The organism is Exiguobacterium sp. KJ 601 (genome assembly GCF_027161185.1).
In the GTDB taxonomy this organism is placed as follows: domain Bacteria; phylum Bacillota; class Bacilli; order Exiguobacteriales; family Exiguobacteriaceae; genus Exiguobacterium; species Exiguobacterium profundum.
This window is the reverse complement of record NZ_JADHZG010000001.1, coordinates 405568-421288: the sequence shown is the minus strand read 5'-3', so window position 1 is coordinate 421288 and position 15721 is coordinate 405568. Positions and strand designations below refer to the sequence as shown.

At 52.8% G+C, this 15721-nt stretch carries 23 protein-coding genes; 11 read left to right on the top strand and 12 right to left on the bottom strand.

Features of this window, described 5'->3' with window-relative positions:
* Positions 1–15: 15 nt before the first annotated feature.
* From IRJ25_RS02285 to IRJ25_RS02250, 8 genes are all read right to left on the bottom strand, one after another.
* A complete protein-coding gene (locus tag IRJ25_RS02285; protein ID WP_214798218.1) occupies positions 16–711 on the bottom strand; it encodes a ferredoxin--NADP reductase in 696 nt (231 codons plus the stop codon).
* Between the two features lie 17 nt (positions 712–728).
* Positions 729–1481, bottom strand: coding sequence for an iron ABC transporter ATP-binding protein (locus tag IRJ25_RS02280; RefSeq protein ID WP_269317687.1), 753 nt, complete (start codon positions 1479–1481; stop codon positions 729–731).
* Complete coding sequence (locus IRJ25_RS02275) at positions 1478–2536, bottom strand: iron chelate uptake ABC transporter family permease subunit (protein ID WP_214734408.1); 1059 nt, start codon at positions 2534–2536, stop codon at positions 1478–1480. The genes IRJ25_RS02280 and IRJ25_RS02275 overlap by 4 nt, the downstream gene beginning before the upstream one ends.
* On the bottom strand, positions 2533–3537 hold the full coding sequence (locus IRJ25_RS02270) for an ABC transporter permease (RefSeq protein ID WP_269317686.1): 1005 nt from the start codon (positions 3535–3537) through the stop codon (positions 2533–2535). Before IRJ25_RS02270 ends, IRJ25_RS02275 begins: the two co-directional genes overlap by 4 nt.
* A 9-nt stretch (positions 3538–3546) precedes the next feature.
* Positions 3547–4557 carry a siderophore ABC transporter substrate-binding protein gene (locus IRJ25_RS02265; protein ID WP_269317685.1) on the bottom strand — a complete coding sequence of 337 codons (1011 nt, stop codon included), beginning with the start codon at positions 4555–4557 and terminating at the stop codon, positions 3547–3549.
* A gap of 233 nt (positions 4558–4790) precedes the next feature.
* Entirely contained in the window at positions 4791–5009 is a 219-nt protein-coding gene (locus IRJ25_RS02260) for a hypothetical protein (RefSeq protein WP_215243679.1), read from the bottom strand.
* 5 nt (positions 5010–5014) lie between these two features.
* Entirely contained in the window at positions 5015–5302 is a 288-nt protein-coding gene (locus IRJ25_RS02255; protein ID WP_269317684.1) for a hypothetical protein, read from the bottom strand.
* On the bottom strand, positions 5299–5865 hold the full coding sequence (locus IRJ25_RS02250) for a zinc dependent phospholipase C family protein (protein WP_269317683.1): 567 nt from the start codon (positions 5863–5865) through the stop codon (positions 5299–5301). The genes IRJ25_RS02255 and IRJ25_RS02250 overlap by 4 nt, the downstream gene beginning before the upstream one ends.
* A gap of 115 nt (positions 5866–5980) precedes the next feature.
* Between IRJ25_RS02250 and IRJ25_RS02245 the strand changes: the two genes are divergently transcribed.
* The 6 genes from IRJ25_RS02245 to IRJ25_RS02220 all read left to right on the top strand — a co-directional run bounded on the left by IRJ25_RS02245 (position 5981) and on the right by IRJ25_RS02220 (position 8770).
* Positions 5981–6508 (top strand): TetR/AcrR family transcriptional regulator, encoded by a 528-nt coding sequence (locus tag IRJ25_RS02245; protein WP_269317682.1) that lies wholly within the window; start codon positions 5981–5983, stop codon positions 6506–6508.
* Between the two features lies 1 nt (position 6509).
* Positions 6510–6818 (top strand): DMT family transporter, encoded by a 309-nt coding sequence (locus tag IRJ25_RS02240; protein ID WP_269317681.1) that lies wholly within the window; start codon positions 6510–6512, stop codon positions 6816–6818.
* 11 nt (positions 6819–6829) lie between these two features.
* Entirely contained in the window at positions 6830–7162 is a 333-nt protein-coding gene (locus IRJ25_RS02235) for a DMT family transporter (protein ID WP_269317680.1), read from the top strand.
* On the top strand, positions 7159–7518 hold the full coding sequence (locus tag IRJ25_RS02230) for a nuclear transport factor 2 family protein (RefSeq protein ID WP_269317679.1): 360 nt from the start codon (positions 7159–7161) through the stop codon (positions 7516–7518). Before IRJ25_RS02235 ends, IRJ25_RS02230 begins: the two co-directional genes overlap by 4 nt.
* 69 nt (positions 7519–7587) lie before the next feature.
* A complete protein-coding gene (locus IRJ25_RS02225) occupies positions 7588–8187 on the top strand; it encodes a short chain dehydrogenase (protein WP_269317678.1) in 600 nt (199 codons plus the stop codon).
* A 118-nt stretch (positions 8188–8305) separates the two neighbouring features.
* Positions 8306–8770 (top strand): hypothetical protein, encoded by a 465-nt coding sequence (locus IRJ25_RS02220; RefSeq protein WP_269317677.1) that lies wholly within the window; start codon positions 8306–8308, stop codon positions 8768–8770.
* Between the two features lie 41 nt (positions 8771–8811).
* Here the strand turns inward: IRJ25_RS02220 and IRJ25_RS02215 are convergent, their stop codons facing one another.
* From IRJ25_RS02215 to IRJ25_RS02200, 4 genes are all read right to left on the bottom strand, one after another.
* Positions 8812–9174, bottom strand: coding sequence for a VOC family protein (locus tag IRJ25_RS02215; protein WP_047794922.1), 363 nt, complete (start codon positions 9172–9174; stop codon positions 8812–8814).
* Between the two features lie 3 nt (positions 9175–9177).
* Positions 9178–9945: an ABC transporter permease gene (locus tag IRJ25_RS02210; RefSeq protein WP_074035973.1), complete on the bottom strand. Its 768-nt coding sequence runs from the start codon at positions 9943–9945 to the stop codon at positions 9178–9180.
* Positions 9945–10646, bottom strand: a complete 702-nt coding sequence (locus IRJ25_RS02205) for an ABC transporter ATP-binding protein (RefSeq protein WP_264092863.1) — start codon at positions 10644–10646, stop codon at positions 9945–9947. The genes IRJ25_RS02210 and IRJ25_RS02205 overlap by 1 nt, the downstream gene beginning before the upstream one ends.
* Before the next feature lie 211 nt (positions 10647–10857).
* On the bottom strand, positions 10858–11574 hold the full coding sequence (locus IRJ25_RS02200; protein ID WP_012727186.1) for a GntR family transcriptional regulator: 717 nt from the start codon (positions 11572–11574) through the stop codon (positions 10858–10860).
* A 174-nt stretch (positions 11575–11748) separates the two neighbouring features.
* On the opposite strand from IRJ25_RS02200, the gene IRJ25_RS02195 reads away from it, so the two are divergent.
* Genes IRJ25_RS02195 through IRJ25_RS02175 form a run of 5 tightly spaced genes read left to right on the top strand, consistent with a single transcriptional unit; the run spans position 11749 to position 15691 of the window.
* The gene (locus tag IRJ25_RS02195) at positions 11749–13068 is read left to right on the top strand and encodes a 6-phospho-beta-glucosidase (protein ID WP_159562858.1); all 1320 of its coding nucleotides are present in this window, start codon (positions 11749–11751) and stop codon (positions 13066–13068) included.
* On the top strand, positions 13065–14384 hold the full coding sequence (locus tag IRJ25_RS02190) for a PTS sugar transporter subunit IIC (RefSeq protein WP_264092864.1): 1320 nt from the start codon (positions 13065–13067) through the stop codon (positions 14382–14384). The genes IRJ25_RS02195 and IRJ25_RS02190 overlap by 4 nt, the downstream gene beginning before the upstream one ends.
* Positions 14381–14713 carry a PTS lactose/cellobiose transporter subunit IIA gene (locus tag IRJ25_RS02185; RefSeq protein ID WP_269317675.1) on the top strand — a complete coding sequence of 111 codons (333 nt, stop codon included), beginning with the start codon at positions 14381–14383 and terminating at the stop codon, positions 14711–14713. The genes IRJ25_RS02190 and IRJ25_RS02185 overlap by 4 nt, the downstream gene beginning before the upstream one ends.
* A complete protein-coding gene (locus IRJ25_RS02180; RefSeq protein WP_012727190.1) occupies positions 14710–15003 on the top strand; it encodes a PTS sugar transporter subunit IIB in 294 nt (97 codons plus the stop codon). Before IRJ25_RS02185 ends, IRJ25_RS02180 begins: the two co-directional genes overlap by 4 nt.
* The gene (locus tag IRJ25_RS02175) at positions 14996–15691 is read left to right on the top strand and encodes a carbohydrate deacetylase (protein WP_264092866.1); all 696 of its coding nucleotides are present in this window, start codon (positions 14996–14998) and stop codon (positions 15689–15691) included. Before IRJ25_RS02180 ends, IRJ25_RS02175 begins: the two co-directional genes overlap by 8 nt.
* Positions 15692–15721: the final 30 nt, after the last annotated feature.

Genomic DNA, 15721 nt, shown 5'->3' with positions numbered 1-15721 from the left:
CATGCTTTTATTCTATCAACCTAAAAAGTCTTCTCGCTGAAAATCATGCTTGTCGATCTTGATGTTGTCACATGCCACCCCGTTCGACCGGAGCACCTGAATCGTTTCACGCAACAGCTCATCACTACCAACGATATAGAACAAGGCGTCCTTGTCGGATGCCATCATCTCCACGCGTTCGTAGTAGTCTTTCCGACTCGGGACGAATTCTGACGTGAAGTGCTCGTTCGATTCGAAGACGTCACCGAACAGATACGCCTTCGACGAATCGACGTTCAACGAATGGAGATGCGGGACACCTTCCCCGTTCGCCAAGTACTCGAGGACGACCGGACGGAATGTCGCGAGTCCGACACCCGCCGATAAGAGGTAGACGTTCTTCCCACTCCGTTCGAGCGGGACGTTCGAATGTGTCTTGAACAAGGCGACCTTATCCCCCGGTACCATGTCACGAAGGATCGATTTGAACGTCGAGCATTCGGACTTGATGCGGGTCGTGATGCCGATCGCTCCTTCGTGCGGCAATGTGGAGATCGACATATGGCGGACGAGACTTCGGTCCGGCTTGTCTCCGGCGTTGAACCCTTCGAGCGCGAGATGCGTGTGCGCCCCTTCTTGCCACGTGAACTCAGGTGGCAAGGCGAGATGGAACGTATATGTATCCGGTGCCTCGGCCACTACTTTGGTGATCGGTGTCCAGTCAATTTTCATGTGAATCCTCCCTTTCGTTAATACACCGCAATCGGCCCATATGGCCCTTCGATGATTTCCAGTTTCGTCTCAAAAATTTCGGATAAGATCTTCGCGTCCATGATCTCATCGACCCTTCCAAACGCAGCGATCTGTCCGTCTTTCATCGCACAGATGCGATCCGAGTATTTCGCCGCGAAGTTGATGTCGTGGAGCACCGTGACGATTGTCCGTCCGAACTCGTCGGCGACGTGGCGCAAATACTCCATCATCTGTACCGAACGAGCGATGTCCAAGTTGTTGAGCGGTTCATCGAGGAGGACGTATTCCGTCTCCTGACAGAGCACCATCGCCACGTAGGCACGCTGCCTTTGTCCTCCTGAGAGCTCGTCGAGATAGCGGTTCTCGAGCGCGGTCAAGTCGAGGAAGTCGATATATTTCGAGATGATCGCCTCGTCCTCTTTTGTGAGGCGCCCTTTCGAGTAAGGGAAACGTCCGAACCCGGCGAGTTGTCGGACCGTGAGCCGTGTCACGAAGTGGTTCTCTTGGCGCAGGATGGTGATGATTTTCGCCAAGTCTTTCGACTTCGTGCTCGACACGTCCATGCCGGCGACTTGGATCTGACCCTCGTCTAAGTTGAGCAACCGTCCGATCATCATGAGTGTCGTCGATTTGCCCGCTCCGTTGGGTCCAATCAATGAAGTGAATCCGGCTTTCGGGATATCGAGCGTGAGCGGTCCAATGTGGACATCGTCTGTATACGATTTTTTGACTTGTTCGATTTGAATCATAGCGACCTCTTCCTTAGAATGACGGCCAAGAAGATGAGTCCGCCGAACAGTTCGATGATGACGGAGACGACACTTGGCGTCTGGAATATGTGATACATAAAGAAATATGCACTCGTCAAGACGAAGAACCCTAGGGCGAACGCCATCGGAAAGACGTACTTATGGTCATACGTCGAGGCGACCTGATAGCTGAGCGTCGCGACTAAGAATCCGAAGAACGTGAGCGGTCCGATGAGCGCCGTCGAGACGGACATGAGGAGTGAGATCAGGACGAGCGTGTAGATGACGCTCCTCCGATGATTCACCCCGAACGTCGTCGCGACGTCCTTGCCGAGTGCGACGATATTCAATCGATTCGAGAACAGGAACAAGAGTGTCCCGGCGATGATGACGATGGGGATGACGATCGGAAAGTAGGCCACGTCGGCATTCGTCACCGAACCGAACAGTCGCGCCTGCAGGATATCGAACTCAGACGGGGCGAGCATTCGGCGCATGAACGATGACACCGAGTTCAGACCCGTCCCGATGATGATCCCGATGAGCAACATGAGCTGCAGGTTGGCGTATTTCCCTGACAAGAGCCAACCGTAAAGGAGAAGACTCATCGTCACCATGAGGCCGACCTGTGTCAAGAAGGCGCTTGTCCCCGAGAAGCCGATCAACGCCCCGGCCCCGAAGAAGAAGACCATGCTCGTCTGAATCGTCGAATAGAGCGCGTCGAATCCAAGGAGCGATGGCGTGATGATGCGGTTGTTCGTCACGGAGTGGAATGCGACCGTCGCAAGACTTTGACAGAGTGCCGCAATCAGCATCGTGACGATGGCGACGATTCGCCGTTCCACGACCGGCACGAATGACGGAGAGTCCATCGGGACCGGATTGTTATAAAGGAGAAGCCCGAGCGCACACAACAGTCCGCCGAGAATGAAGGCACTTAAGAAGAGCCAATAGCGTCTGCTCGCCCGTTTCGATTGAAATGCCGAGGCATGACGTTCTTCTCTCAATTCCCCGATTGATACGTCGACACCGTCTCGTTCCATGACCGTACTCATCGAACCCCTCCCTTCTTCCGTTGTCGCATCAAGATCATGATGAAGACGATTGCCCCGACCGTCCCGAGAATCAGTGAGACCGGGAGTTCGAACGGCATGATGATCGTCCGTGAAATCAAGTCACTGACGAGAATCGCACCCATCCCGACAAGACAGACCCATGGCAGGTTGCTGCGCAAATCATCCCCACGGAACATCGAGACGAGGTTCGGGACGATGAGTCCAAGGAACGGTAAATTCCCGATGACCGTCGCCACGACACCGACCGATAAGGCGATGAGCCCCGTCGCCATCATCATGAGCTGGTTATAGTTCACGCCGAGACTCGTCGCGATGTCTTCCCCTAACCCCGCGAGCGTCAAGCGATTCGCCAGTAAGAAGATGAGTACCGTCACGACGATGATGACCCATAGATACTCGTAGCGCCCGATTTGCACCGAGGCGAACGAACCGACGAACCAGCCCTCGATCGCCTGGCTTGCTCGGAAGAATAGACCGAGGAACGTCGAGATGGCGGAGATGACCGCCCCTAACATGAGCCCGATGATTGGCACGATGAGCGATGAACGGAGTTTGACCGAACGTAAGAACCAGAAGAAGACCATCGTCCCGATGAACGAGAAGACGATCGCCCCGGTCATCCGCATCATGAGGCTCGGTGCCGGTACAAGTAAGTAAACGGTGAGCAGTCCGAGTCCCGCCCATTCGAGCGTCCCCGTCGTCGTCGGTTCGACGAGACGGTTTTGCGTGATGAGCTGCATGACGAGCCCCGCCATCGCCATCGCCGCACCCGTCAGCATGAGGGCGGTCGTCCGTGGGACTCGGGTGATCCAAAACATATCGAAGCCGTCTGTCCGTGACAGATCGTACACCCCGGTAAAGAGCGACAGCACCGCCAAACCGAGGACGATGATCACGGTGAACACGAACGACTTCGTCCACAATCTAGAAAAGGAGGGCTGAGACATCGTCTCAACCCTGGCTGTCAATGGTTTTTGCATGACGGAACCTTACTTCGCGAGCGCTTCCGTGACACTGTTGAAGAATTCCGCGTACGTTTGAATCGATTCGTTCAAGTACGTGTCTTTCGGTGCATAGACGATTTGCTCTTTCGACACAGCCGTCGTCTTTTGAAGCGCCGGTGCGTTGTCGATTACGTCTTCTGCTGGTACTGCGCCTTCTGCGTCACCGAGTGGTGCGTCACGGTCGAGAACGAACAACCAGTCTGGGTTGCTTTCTGCGATGGCTTCGACGGATACTTCGTCACCTTCGTGGTCACCTGTCTTCTTCTCGACTTCAAGAGCTGGGACCCATCCGAAGATGTCGTACATCGGTCCGAACACGCGTCCCGTTACCGGAGCTGAGAACCCGATGTCTCCACCCGATACGATGACCGACATGATTGTATCTTTTCCGTTGTATGCCGCTTTCGCTTCTTCGATCGACTTATCGAGGTCAGCGACGATGGCTTCGGCTTCTGTGTTTTTGTCAAAGATTTTTCCGAGTGTGAGCGTCGTGTCTGTCAATCCTTTGACTAAAATCTCACCCGGTGTACCTGAGTCTTCTGGGATTTCGATGTTCAAATCGATGACCGCTGCTTCTGGTACCAACTTTTTAATGTCCTCGTAGTAATCTGCGAAACGTTGACCGACGATGACGACGTCCGGGTCAACTCCTGCAATCGCCTCTAAGTTCGGCTCGAAGTGCATGCCGACGTCCGCGATGTCTTTGTCTGATGCATATGGCGACTCTGCTGGAAGGAGTCCGATCGGTGCCGCCACCAAGTCGATGTCCCATGCTGCCAATGTTTCAAACGTCCGGTTATCAAGGGCGACGACCTTCTCCGGGTTGACCGGTACCTCGATTGTGCCATGTGCGTCTGTAATTTCGACCGTCTCTGTCTTTGTTGCGCCGTCGACGTTTTCTTCTTTCTTCGTCTCACTCGTTCCGCCACATGCGGCGAGTACGAAGACGAGCAACGTCAACATGAGTGAAATCTTGAATTTCCCCACTTCATCCATCTCCTCTGTATGTAAGTTTCAATGATCCTCGCACCAAAAAACGAGCCACGTTGGTTATGTATGTCTAGTATCGCGTTCTCGTTATAAGTGATAATGATTATCATTGTCGTTTTCATCAAGTAGCATAACAAACAAAATGTGGATACGCAATGTCAATTTGACAAGATTCGGATAGGAAAATTTTTCTTTCTATAGATGCACGCACAAAAAAAGAAAGTGGGAGATCCACTTTCTCAAACGAAGTAATAGATGATGCCATCCGTAAAATAATCGAGAGCCTCAAGTAACGTGAAAAAGATAGAGACGATCAAATAGATGATTCGTTCATCGCGTTCCAAGCGTCTCCAAATAAACAATAAGATAATCAATCCGATTGGTCCGAAAATCAGACAACCAATCAAAAATGGGACTGTCTGCGCCACAAAAGGTAATTTTTTCTCGTTCTCAGTCATTCAACTCATGCCTCCGAGATCCCGTTCGCCAACAGCAATAAGAAAATCCAAATCGACAACGGGATCATCAACCCGATTGTCGCAAGAAGTGTGTACATTTTTATGATTCGATCCTTCATGAACAGTCCCCAAATCAACGTGGCGAACAAGGCGATGTCAATCGCGAGATAAACCCAAATGACCGTCATCAATTCGAGATGCGGGAATACCCGACCGTTCAAGGTGAAGAAGGTGATCACCGTCACGATAAATAGTCCGAGCGTCGCGTATAGTGGTGCGTATCGCCTCTTCATACGAGCATCGCCCGCTTCCGTTTGACCATCTCGAGGCAACGGCGGACACACGTATCGACATAGCCATCCAATTGATTAGGGAGGAACATCGTGTATGTCCCCTCCTCCGTCATCGCCGCGTCCCGCTCGACTTTCTCGACCAGTTCAACGAGCTTCGGATTTCCTTTCAAACGTTCAAAATCGAACGTCCCGAGGCGTTCCGACAGCCGAGCATTGTACGCATCAAAGTCCGCATAATAGGCCGCCTGTTTTGACGGGTCCTGGGTGATGAGCTCTTTCAACCAACCTTTATAGAATCCCTGCAACCAGATCTCATCCGCGACGAGATGCGCGTAATAGCCGAGTCGATACGAGAAGTCTTCCTCCTTGCTGTCAATCCAATATTGGGACAAATCCAAGCGACGAGATAAATCATCATGGCGTCCCGTATAGTAATGGGATGCCTCTTTTTCTGTCGTTGCATCCGGTGCGAGACTTCCGAGCAAAAATGCGACCTCATCAATCTCCGATAACGCTGGTAACATCTCGTTCGCGATGACGAGATGCATCAAATGTGAACCCATGTCACGCCCCCTTTTCCCTGATTATTCCATCAATGTTCTATCTCGACAACCCCTCGCAAATTTTGATAGACTAACTTTACTGAACGGTCAGTAAAGTAAAGAGAGGTGTGATTGGATGAATAAAAAACAATTGTTGCTACAGACTGCCGCCCAGATGATTCGAGAGGACGGGATCAGTCAGTTGTCGCTCGAACGATTGGCGACGAAAGCAGGAATCACGAAAGCCGGGGTCCTCTATCATTTCGACAATAAGGCCAACTTATTGCGACAGATGAACGAATTCGCCATCGAGACGTTCGAGAAACGAATCACCGCCCATCTATCGGACGGTCCATATTCGTTTAGCCGTGCCTATGCATTGGCGACATTGGATGATGTCGATCACGGAGATATGGACCTCGTCGCCGTCTTTATCTCCTCGCAAGAAGATGCGACGAGCGAGTCGATTTGGAGTGACGTGTCGACCGGTTGGGACGAGCGATTCGCTGTCGACGGGCCGGACCAGGATGCGATTTTAAAACTTCGCCTTCTCTGTGACGGCTTTTGGTTCGCTGTCTTGTATGGGTATAGCGAATCGTTCAAGGACCGTGCGGCGACACTCATTCGGGAAGCATGTGACGAGTTGCTTCAAGGAGGTTTGTAATATGGGATTCATCTATTTGATCGGGGCCATCGCCTCGGAACTGTTCGGGTCGAGCATGTTGAAAGTGAACGCCACCTCGACGAGCCGTCTCCCAATTCTCGGGGTCGCCTTCGGTTATGGGACGGCGTTTTATCTCTTATCACTTGCCCTCTTCACCATCCCGCTCAGCTTCGCGTATGCGTTTTGGAGCGGGGTCGGGACGGCGCTCACGGCGGTGATCGGGTTCATCGTCTTCCGGGAACAGATCAGTCGTCAAAAAATTGCAGGGATTGGGCTCGTCATCATCGGGCTCGTCTTGATGAAAGTGTGAGGTGAATCGGAATGAAAGCCTATCTTTTACTCTTCTTTTCTATCGGATTTGAGGTACTCGGGACGTCGATGTTGAAGCTGTCGGACGGATTCACGAATCTCGTGCCGAGTGTCATTCTCTTGGTCAGTTTCGCCGCCTCGTTCACCCTCATGGGCATCGTGTTGAAGACAATCCCCCTCAGTATCGCCTATAGCATCTGGGCTGGACTCGGGACCGTGGCGACAGGACTCATCGGAGTGTTCATATATGGGGAAGTTCTCTCTGCATTGAACGGAATCGGTCTCTTGTTGATCGTCCTCGGCGTCATCGTGATGAATCAACGAAGAGAGGAAGTCGTGACATGAACGAGTTGGCAGATCATCTTCAAACACTAGAAGAAGCGTTATTGACGACGGAAGTCAGGCAGTCGACGGAGCGGTTGCGTGAACTGTTGACCGACGACTTCTTTGAAATCGGTAGCTCGGGACGGTTGCTGTATCAAGACTGGGATCAGACGACACTCCAGCTTGACCCGATTGAGGCGGTGTTATCCGAATTCACGCTGCATCCGTTGACGGAAGGTCACGTTTTGGTGACGTACCGTCTCGTTCAACCGGTATTGAATCGCGAAACACGCCGTAGCTCGATTTGGGTATTCGTGGACGGACGTTGGAAGATGCGATTCCATCAAGGCACGGTCGTCCCGCCAGAGGCAACTTGATTGCCGAACGTCCTCGCCATCCGATACTCTGAAATGGAATCTAAGCGTGACGAAAGGGGCAGTTTCTTTATGAAAATTTTACTCGTTGGGGCAAGCGGTACGGTCGGTCAGGCCGTCGCAAAAGAGTTGGAGAAAACACATACGATCATCCGGGCTGGACGTAACGGGGCGGACGTGCAAGTCGACCTCACTTCCGAAGACAGCATTCGCCACATGTATGAAACGGTCGGTCGGGTCGACGCGGTCATCAGTACGGCGGGCAGCACGCATTTCGGTCCGCTTTCCGAGATGACGCCGGCAGATAATCAGAAGAGTATCGACAGCAAGATCAAAGGACAAGTCAACCTCGTCCTTCTCGGGCTCGATCATGTGAACGATGGTGGTAGCTTCACACTGACGAGCGGAATCTTGATGGACGACCCCATCAAAGAAGGCGCATCGGCGGCACTAGCGAACGGGGCCATCAAAGGATTCGTGACCGGTGCGGCGATTGAGATGCCACGGGGCATCCGCATCAACAACGTCAGTCCGAACGTCCTCGTCGAAGCACTCGATGCGTATGGTCCTTATTTCCGTGGTTACGCGGCGGTACCGGGTGAACGGGTTGCCCTCGCTTATGTGAAGAGCGTCGAAGGCGCGCAGACTGGACAGACGTACGAAGTGTATTAACCTCGAAGCATCTCTTCAAGAGGTGCTTTTTTCGTACCTTGCACTTTATTTTGTCTCCCTCGTCCGGAAGATTCCGCTATACTCGGGGCATCTTATGCCCGAGAAAGGTTGAAGTTTCATGAAAGACAAAACGTTTCGCGCCCTTTATCATATCCCTCCTTCTTTCGTCGAACACCCACTCCAAAAGCGCGTCCTTCAGGCGATCGGTCGTCCTCAGGAATCGATGGTCGAGGTCATCTTCCGCGTCGGTGGGTTCGGCACGTATGATGTGAGTACGATCACCTTTTTTGAGAGGGGCACCGTCCTTCGTCACATCGAGCGGTCCGACCAATCCATCACCGAGCCCTTTGAATTCGAATACTATGAGGGCGAGGAAGCGAAACAGATGCGTGTCGCGTTTCATCTGCTTGGAACGAATTGGTGGCCAACCGTCTTCGAAGAACTGGAAGGTGTTCGCACGCTAGATGGTACGCAGTGGAGCCTCAGCGTATACACGAACGGGACACTCATTCACGAGCATCATGGCAGTAACGCCTACCCGTCCGAATGGGAGCAAGTGACTCGCCTGTTCGGTATTTCTTGAAGAACGACAAAGGGAGCATCCGCTTTGGATGCTCCCTTTCGTCAGAGCGCTTGAATCATCTCGACCCGATTGCCGAACGGGTCTCTGAACTCGAACCGCTCGAATCCTGGAATCGGGATGCCTTCGGAGTAAGAAATCTCATTCTCTTGAAGCGCTTCCTTCCAATGAGCTAAATCCGTCACAGCGTACGCGATATGCGCTTTCGTCTTCTGTCGTTCCACGTCGTCCTCTGCCCCGACATGAACGGAACGGTCGCCGACCTGAAGCCAAAATCCACCTCGTCCCTTCAATGAATCCGGCTTCTCGATTTCACGTAGACCAAGAAAGTCACAATAGAACGCCTTCGCCTCTTGCTCCGCTCCAGTTGGAATCGTGAGCTGCACATGATGAATCCCTGTGATCATGTTTCATTTCCCCTTCCGATAGGTCAGTCCGATATACTGCATCTTCTCATTGAACAGTCGTGGGTACGCCAGATAGCCGACGAGCGTCGCTGAGATTGAGGCGGTCGTCAAAATCAAGAACAGGATCAAGAGTTGATACAGGACCGCTTCCATCGGGTCAGCTCCCCCGATGATGAGACCGCTCATCATTCCCGGTAGTTGGACGAGCCCCATCGTCTTTTGCGCCTCGACAGTCGGAATCATGCTCGTGCGAATCGCATTCTTCAAGCTGCGGTCGATGGCCACTTTCGGTGTGCCGCCGAGTGAAAGAATGAGTTCGATGACGTCGTCGCTCCGCTCGACCTCGTCTTTGAACTTGTTCAAGAACAAGAGCGACAACACCATGCTGTTCCCGATGACCATCCCACTAATCGGAATGACCTTTTCCGGCTCAAATGGGATGATACCGAGCCCGAGCATGAGTCCCATCGTCAGCGCTTCGATCGTCACGAGCGTCAAGACGATAATCCACATGATGCCCGGAATCCCGTCCCCTTTCCGTCGGATGTTTTGTGTCGCGGCGACAATCATAAGTAAAATCATCAACAGCATGAAGATCGGACTGTCGCTCTCAAAGACGAACGTCAAGATATAGCCGATGATCAACAGTTGAATGATGGAGCGGACGGTCGCGATGATAATATCACGCTCGAGTCCAAGTCGTAGGACGAGCGTCAAGGCGAGCGGGATGACGACGAAGATGAGCGCCGTCGCGAGTTCAATATATGACATCAATCTTCCCCCCTGACAAATCGTTGGATGACGGGATTGTCCGACTCATCGATGAACGATGCGTCCCCGTAAGCAAGTAGTTCCCCGTCCTTCAAGAACCACATGTCGTCACTCACCCGCCGTGCCTGGTCGAGGTCATGGGTGATCCAAATGACGGTCACACCATATGATTGTTGCAGTTTTCGAATGAGTCGCTCGATCTCTTTCACCGTCCGGTAATCAAGGCTCGCCGTGATCTCATCGAGTAAGAGCACGTCCGGTTTATTGACGAGCGTCCGGGCGATGGCGACCCGACTCCGTTCCCCACCCGATAGTGATTTGACGGGTTGGTCGAGGAGCGCCTCATTTAAGTCGACGCGATGGAGCAATTCGGCAGCCCGGTCGCGGTCAAGTGTCTCGTCGAAGATGGCTTTCGGGAGATTCAAGTTGTCGTACACCGTCCCTTGAATCATCGGCGCACTTTGAAACGCCATCCCGATTTTCTTTCGTAGTTCGAGGATGTCCATCTCCGCGATGTCTTCCCCCTTGAAAAGAATCGTGCCCGTGTCTGGTGACAGCAATCCGTTGATATGCTTCAGACACGTTGTCTTGCCGGCGCCGCTCGGTCCGACGAACGTTGTGATTCGTCCTTCTCGAAACGGCCCGGATACATGGTGCAGGATGTCTTGATGACTCACATCTTTGAATTCAATGATTGACATGCTTCTCTCGCCTCCTGGTTCTAGTGTACAAAAAAGAGAGGATGAGGTGGTCAAGAATGCAGTCTGTAATCGGTTGTTGCGAATATAGAGATTCGTACTCAGTTTTGTTGAACATAGTCATTCACACTCAAAATGACCATGTTTCTTTTTGTTACAGGTTAAACGAACAAAGCGCCCGACCGTTTCCACACGAAACAGTCGGGCGCTTTTGTTAGTTATAATCCCGTTCGATGACGAAGCTCGTCTTGTCCCCACGGAAGTAGGAGCGTGAGTATTCAATCGCCCGTCCCGACTCATCCTCTGTCACCGTCTCGATATGGAAGCACGGTGACCCGAGTGGACAGTCGAGGAGCGCACTCACCTTCTCATCAGCCAAGGCAATCTCCAATGCCTCCGTCGTCTTTGCGACATGAACGTCGTGGACCTCCGCCAGTGTCCGGAAGAGCGAATGTTCCGCCTGTTCTTTCGTGATCCCCGGTGCGATCTGCCACGGGATGAACGAGACCTCATACTGCGTCGGTTCCCCGTCCGCATGACGGATTCGCTCAATCTTTTGAATCGGGGCATTGTCTTCCGCTTCAAACACCGATGCGATTTGACCGGACGCCGAGATGACCGAGATGTCGATCAAGGCGACTTGCCCACGTTTTCCTTGGACGGCGAGCTGGGCCGCATAGTTGTTCGGCGTGTACGACAACGTCTGTTGTACTTTCTTCCCGGCGACGAACGTCCCACGGCCTTGTTGACGGACCAAATAGCCTTCCGTCGTCAACTGGTTGAGGGCGCCACGCACCGTCGTCCGGCTCACATCGAACTCCTCGCAAAGCGCGTATTCGGTCGGAAATTTTTCCCCTTCTTTATAGTGCCCACTCTTGATGCGGGACAGCAGTTCATCCTTGATTGCGGTTTGGAGCGTCGATTGCGACATGTCTCCATCTCCTTTACGTTGGGTTGGTTCCTTTATTGTGATACAGCAAGCATACAAATGCAAATACAAAAACTCATTTGTATTATTTGTATTTTTTATATTGCTGAAAGTTGTATCATTTGTTATATTTGTTACGACAAAAAGAAATCGCTTTCAAAAGGAGGAGTTGGCACCATGGCAGTCAAGGTCGTCATCATCGGCGGTGGGTCCAGTTACACCCCGGAAATCATCGAAGGATTGATTGATCGACAGGCAACGTTCCCCGTTCGGGAGATCGTGCTCGTCGATATCGAAGAAGGGAGGGAGAAACTAGAGATTGTCGGTCGTCTCGCTCAGCGGATGATTGAAAAGGCAAACGCCGAGATCACACTCAGTTGGACGCTCGATCGAAGAGCCGCACTCGTCGGCGCAGATTTTGTATCCACACAGATTCGGGTCGGTGGACTCAAGGCACGCGCGCTCGATGAACGCATCCCGCTCAAGCACGGCTTCATCGGGCAAGAGACGAATGGCGCAGGCGGATTATTCAAAGCGTTCCGTACCATCCCGGTCTTGATCGACTTGGCAAATGAAGTCGCCGAGATTTGTCCGGATGCCTGGCTCGTCAACTTCACCAATCCGGCGGGCATCGTCACCGAGGCCGTACTCAAGCACTCATCTCATAAGAAGGTCATCGGTGTATGCAACATCCCGTTCAACATGCGAAACTCGGTCGCTGAGATCCTCGAGACACCTGTCGAACGAGTCGCGATTGAATTTATCGGATTGAACCACTTCGTCTTCGGTCGTCACGTATGGGTCGACGGCGTGGATCGGACGAGTGACGTCCTCGCCTCGCTCAACTCAGGCAACGATTACTCGCCGGCGAACATCGTCGGTCTCGGTTGGAGCGAATCGTTCCTATCGTCACTCGGCATGTTACCGAACCCGTATCACCAGTATTACTTCCAGACGAAAGATGTGTTGAAGAAAGATCTCGAGGCGTACGCACAAAATGGCACCCGTGCCGAAGTCGTGCAACAAGTCGAGGCGCAGTTGTTCGAGAAATACAAAGACGTCGATCTCGCCGTCAAACCGGAAGAGCTTGAAAAACGTGGAGGCGCCTACTATTCAGACGCCGCCTGCAACTTGATGGACTCGATTCACAACGACCGCGGTGACATCCAGACGGTCAACACGCTCAATAACGGCACGATTCGAGATTTACCAGACGATGCGGTCATCGAAGTGAACGCCGTCATCACGAAGTCGGGGCCTCGCCCAATCTCCATCGGCGCGTTGCCGCTACCGATCCGTGGGCTCATCACGAACTTAAAAACGTTTGAACAGCTCGCCATCCAAGCGGCTGTATCTGGCACGTACGAGGACGCCTACCTTGCCTGCCTCATGAACCCGCTCATCCAGGACGAGAAACGGATCGACCCGCTTCTTAAAGAGCTGTTCACAGCGCACGAGGCGTACCTACCCCAATTTAAGAAGGAGGTTTACTCATGAACAAGTTTATTGAAATCGCGGGACGTATTGGGTCCCAAAGGCACTTAGTCGCCATCCGTGACGGATTCGTTTCCGTCATGCCACTCATCATCGTCGGGTCGCTCGCGGTCCTCATCAACAACTTCCCAGCCATCAACATCGGTGGTCTCTCACTCGACTTCGTCGGCTCGATGAACAGCATGTTCGGCGAAGGTAATTGGCAAGGGCTTGGCGGTAGCATTTGGAATGCGTCCTTCGCGATACTCGGGCTCCTGATCGCCTTCTCGATCGGGTATAACTTGGCCCGTTCATACGGGATTGACGGGCTCGCGGCGGGGATCTTGTCGCTCGCCTCGTATATCATGCTCGTACCGGTCACTGCTGACTGGGGTCTCAACTTCGCATGGCTCGGCGCACAAGGTCTCTTCGTCGCCATCATCGTATCGATTTTCGTTACAGAAATGTTCCGCTACCTCATCAATACGAAACTGACGATCAAGATGCCAGAAGGTGTACCAGGTGGGGTTACACGTTCATTCCAAGCGCTCATCCCATCAATGATCATCTTGACGGTCGTTGCAGGATTCCAGCTCTTCATGACGCTCGTCGTCGAACTCAGTGTATTTGAAGTCATCTTTAAAGCGATCCAACAACCGCTCCAAGGATTCGGCGACTCACTCCCGGCTGCCTTGCTCATCGCCTTCTTGAACCACATCCTTTGGTTCTTCGGGCTTCACGGGACGAACATCATCGGCTCGGTCATCGAACCGGTCTATCTCCCGCTCATCGAGCAAAACTTGGCTGCCTTCCAAGCTGGAACGTCAGCGTTTGATGTACCGTACACGGTCACAAAACCGTTCTTGGATGCGTTCGTCTTCATGGGTGGATCGGGTACGACGTTCGCGCTCTTACTCGCGATCTTCATCGTCGTCCGCAAACAACGGAATCACCCGTATCACCAAGTGGCAAAACTGTCGACACCAGCCAGTCTCTTTAACATCAACGAACCGGTCATCTTCGGTCTTCCAATCGTATTGAACCCGATCATGCTCGTACCGTTCATCTTAGTGCCGGTCACGCTCACCATCGTCTCTTATGTCGCGCTCTCGACAGGCATGGTTCCGAAGACAGTCGCCATCGTCCCATGGACAACACCACCAATCATCAGTGGCTATTTGGTAACGGGCGGTAGCGTTCGCGGCGTCTTGCTCCAAATCGTCAACTTGTCGATTGCGACAGCGATGTATATTCCATTCGTCATGGCAGGAGCGAAGGCGATGACAGCCGAAATCAATAAAAACAAAGCTGCTACTGAGGAAGGAGAAAAGATTTCGTGAAAACCGAAACCATCCAAGAACTCTCGTTTATGATTATCTTACATGCCGGAAATGCACGCTCATCTGCATTCGAGGCTATCGCTGCCGCGAAACGCGGTGAAGCGGACGAAGCGGCGGTAAAGTTGAAAGAAGCCGACGCGGCCTTCTTGGACGCACACAAGCTACAAACGGAGCTGTTACAAGAAGAGGCACGGGGGACGACGAGCGACATGAGCGTCCTCCTCGTCCACGCACAAGACCATCTTATGACGGCGATGACCGTGAAAGAACTCGCCGTCGAAATGATTGACATGATCACCCGTTTGAATCGATTGGAGGAAACGACATGAACATCTTACTCGTCTGCTCGGCAGGAATGTCGACATCAATCTTAGTGGAAAAAATGCGAAAGGAAGCTGCTGCACGCGGACTCGACGCATCCATTGACGCGATTCCGGAGTCGCGCTTGAAAGAACAGTCGAACGTCGACGTCATCTTGATCGGACCACAAGTTCGCTACCTCGAAGGCAAAATCAAGTCGTCCGTCGACGTCCCGGTCGCGGTCATCGATAACATGGCGTATGGGATGATGAAAGGCGACCTGGTCCTCGACCAGGCACTCGGTCTCGTCAATGCTTAAAACGTTCGTCCTCGTCAACGCCGATGACTTCGGCTTGACGACGGGTGTGAACGCCGGCACACTCGACAGTCACGTGAATGGAATCGTCAATTCGGCGACGATGATCATGAACGGGTATGCCGTCGAGGAAGCGGTCCGACTCGCGAAACAACATCCGTCGCTCCGTGTCGGGGTCCATCTCGTCTTGTCTTGGGGCAAACCGCTCGCCGACACGAGTGCTCCCCTCACGAAAGAAGATGGCACGTTCCGCTACACTAGCCGCTTCATGATTGAAGACTCGCCTGACCCGGAACTCGTCTATTTGGAGTGGAAAGCCCAAATCGAGGCGTTCCTTGCGACAGGACTTCCACTCGACCATCTCGACAGCCACCATCACATTCACGGTTGGCCGGTCCTGCACGACGTCATCATTCGTCTCGCTGAAGAATACGACACGACGTTTCGGGCCTTAACGACGCTCGGGTCACGCCGAGACTTGTGGGTGACCGAACGGTTCAGTGATCAGTTCTACGCGGATGGCGTCTCCCATGCGACGCTCGATGCCATCGAACCAGGACGATCCATCGAAGTGATGGTCCATCCGGCCGACCTCGATGATCGTCTTCCGAACGTCACCTCATACCTTGTACCACGCCTCCTCGAAAAACAGGTGTTGGTCGACTATGAACGCCCCGAATGGTGGGCATGAGAAAAGCGAGTTCCCTTTGACGGGGACTCG

What these genes read in the sequence shown, in the direction of transcription:
- IRJ25_RS02285 (WP_214798218.1), bottom strand. Translation starts at nt 711, where the DNA reads ATGAAAATTGACTGGACACCGATCACCAAAGTAGTGGCCGAGGCACCG.
- IRJ25_RS02280 (WP_269317687.1), bottom strand. Translation starts at nt 1,481, where the DNA reads ATGATTCAAATCGAACAAGTCAAAAAATCGTATACAGACGATGTCCAC.
- IRJ25_RS02275 (WP_214734408.1), bottom strand. Translation starts at nt 2,536, where the DNA reads ATGAGTACGGTCATGGAACGAGACGGTGTCGACGTATCAATCGGGGAA.
- IRJ25_RS02270 (WP_269317686.1), bottom strand. Translation starts at nt 3,537, where the DNA reads ATGCAAAAACCATTGACAGCCAGGGTTGAGACGATGTCTCAGCCCTCC.
- IRJ25_RS02265 (WP_269317685.1), bottom strand. Translation starts at nt 4,557, where the DNA reads ATGGATGAAGTGGGGAAATTCAAGATTTCACTCATGTTGACGTTGCTC.
- IRJ25_RS02260 (WP_215243679.1), bottom strand. Translation starts at nt 5,009, where the DNA reads ATGACTGAGAACGAGAAAAAATTACCTTTTGTGGCGCAGACAGTCCCA.
- IRJ25_RS02255 (WP_269317684.1), bottom strand. Translation starts at nt 5,302, where the DNA reads ATGAAGAGGCGATACGCACCACTATACGCGACGCTCGGACTATTTATC.
- IRJ25_RS02250 (WP_269317683.1), bottom strand. Translation starts at nt 5,865, where the DNA reads ATGGGTTCACATTTGATGCATCTCGTCATCGCGAACGAGATGTTACCA.
- IRJ25_RS02245 (WP_269317682.1), top strand. Translation starts at nt 5,981, where the DNA reads ATGAATAAAAAACAATTGTTGCTACAGACTGCCGCCCAGATGATTCGA.
- IRJ25_RS02240 (WP_269317681.1), top strand. Translation starts at nt 6,510, where the DNA reads ATGGGATTCATCTATTTGATCGGGGCCATCGCCTCGGAACTGTTCGGG.
- IRJ25_RS02235 (WP_269317680.1), top strand. Translation starts at nt 6,830, where the DNA reads ATGAAAGCCTATCTTTTACTCTTCTTTTCTATCGGATTTGAGGTACTC.
- IRJ25_RS02230 (WP_269317679.1), top strand. Translation starts at nt 7,159, where the DNA reads ATGAACGAGTTGGCAGATCATCTTCAAACACTAGAAGAAGCGTTATTG.
- IRJ25_RS02225 (WP_269317678.1), top strand. Translation starts at nt 7,588, where the DNA reads ATGAAAATTTTACTCGTTGGGGCAAGCGGTACGGTCGGTCAGGCCGTC.
- IRJ25_RS02220 (WP_269317677.1), top strand. Translation starts at nt 8,306, where the DNA reads ATGAAAGACAAAACGTTTCGCGCCCTTTATCATATCCCTCCTTCTTTC.
- IRJ25_RS02215 (WP_047794922.1), bottom strand. Translation starts at nt 9,174, where the DNA reads ATGATCACAGGGATTCATCATGTGCAGCTCACGATTCCAACTGGAGCG.
- IRJ25_RS02210 (WP_074035973.1), bottom strand. Translation starts at nt 9,945, where the DNA reads ATGTCATATATTGAACTCGCGACGGCGCTCATCTTCGTCGTCATCCCG.
- IRJ25_RS02205 (WP_264092863.1), bottom strand. Translation starts at nt 10,646, where the DNA reads ATGTCAATCATTGAATTCAAAGATGTGAGTCATCAAGACATCCTGCAC.
- IRJ25_RS02200 (WP_012727186.1), bottom strand. Translation starts at nt 11,574, where the DNA reads ATGTCGCAATCGACGCTCCAAACCGCAATCAAGGATGAACTGCTGTCC.
- IRJ25_RS02195 (WP_159562858.1), top strand. Translation starts at nt 11,749, where the DNA reads ATGGCAGTCAAGGTCGTCATCATCGGCGGTGGGTCCAGTTACACCCCG.
- IRJ25_RS02190 (WP_264092864.1), top strand. Translation starts at nt 13,065, where the DNA reads ATGAACAAGTTTATTGAAATCGCGGGACGTATTGGGTCCCAAAGGCAC.
- IRJ25_RS02180 (WP_012727190.1), top strand. Translation starts at nt 14,710, where the DNA reads ATGAACATCTTACTCGTCTGCTCGGCAGGAATGTCGACATCAATCTTA.
- IRJ25_RS02175 (WP_264092866.1), top strand. Translation starts at nt 14,996, where the DNA reads ATGCTTAAAACGTTCGTCCTCGTCAACGCCGATGACTTCGGCTTGACG.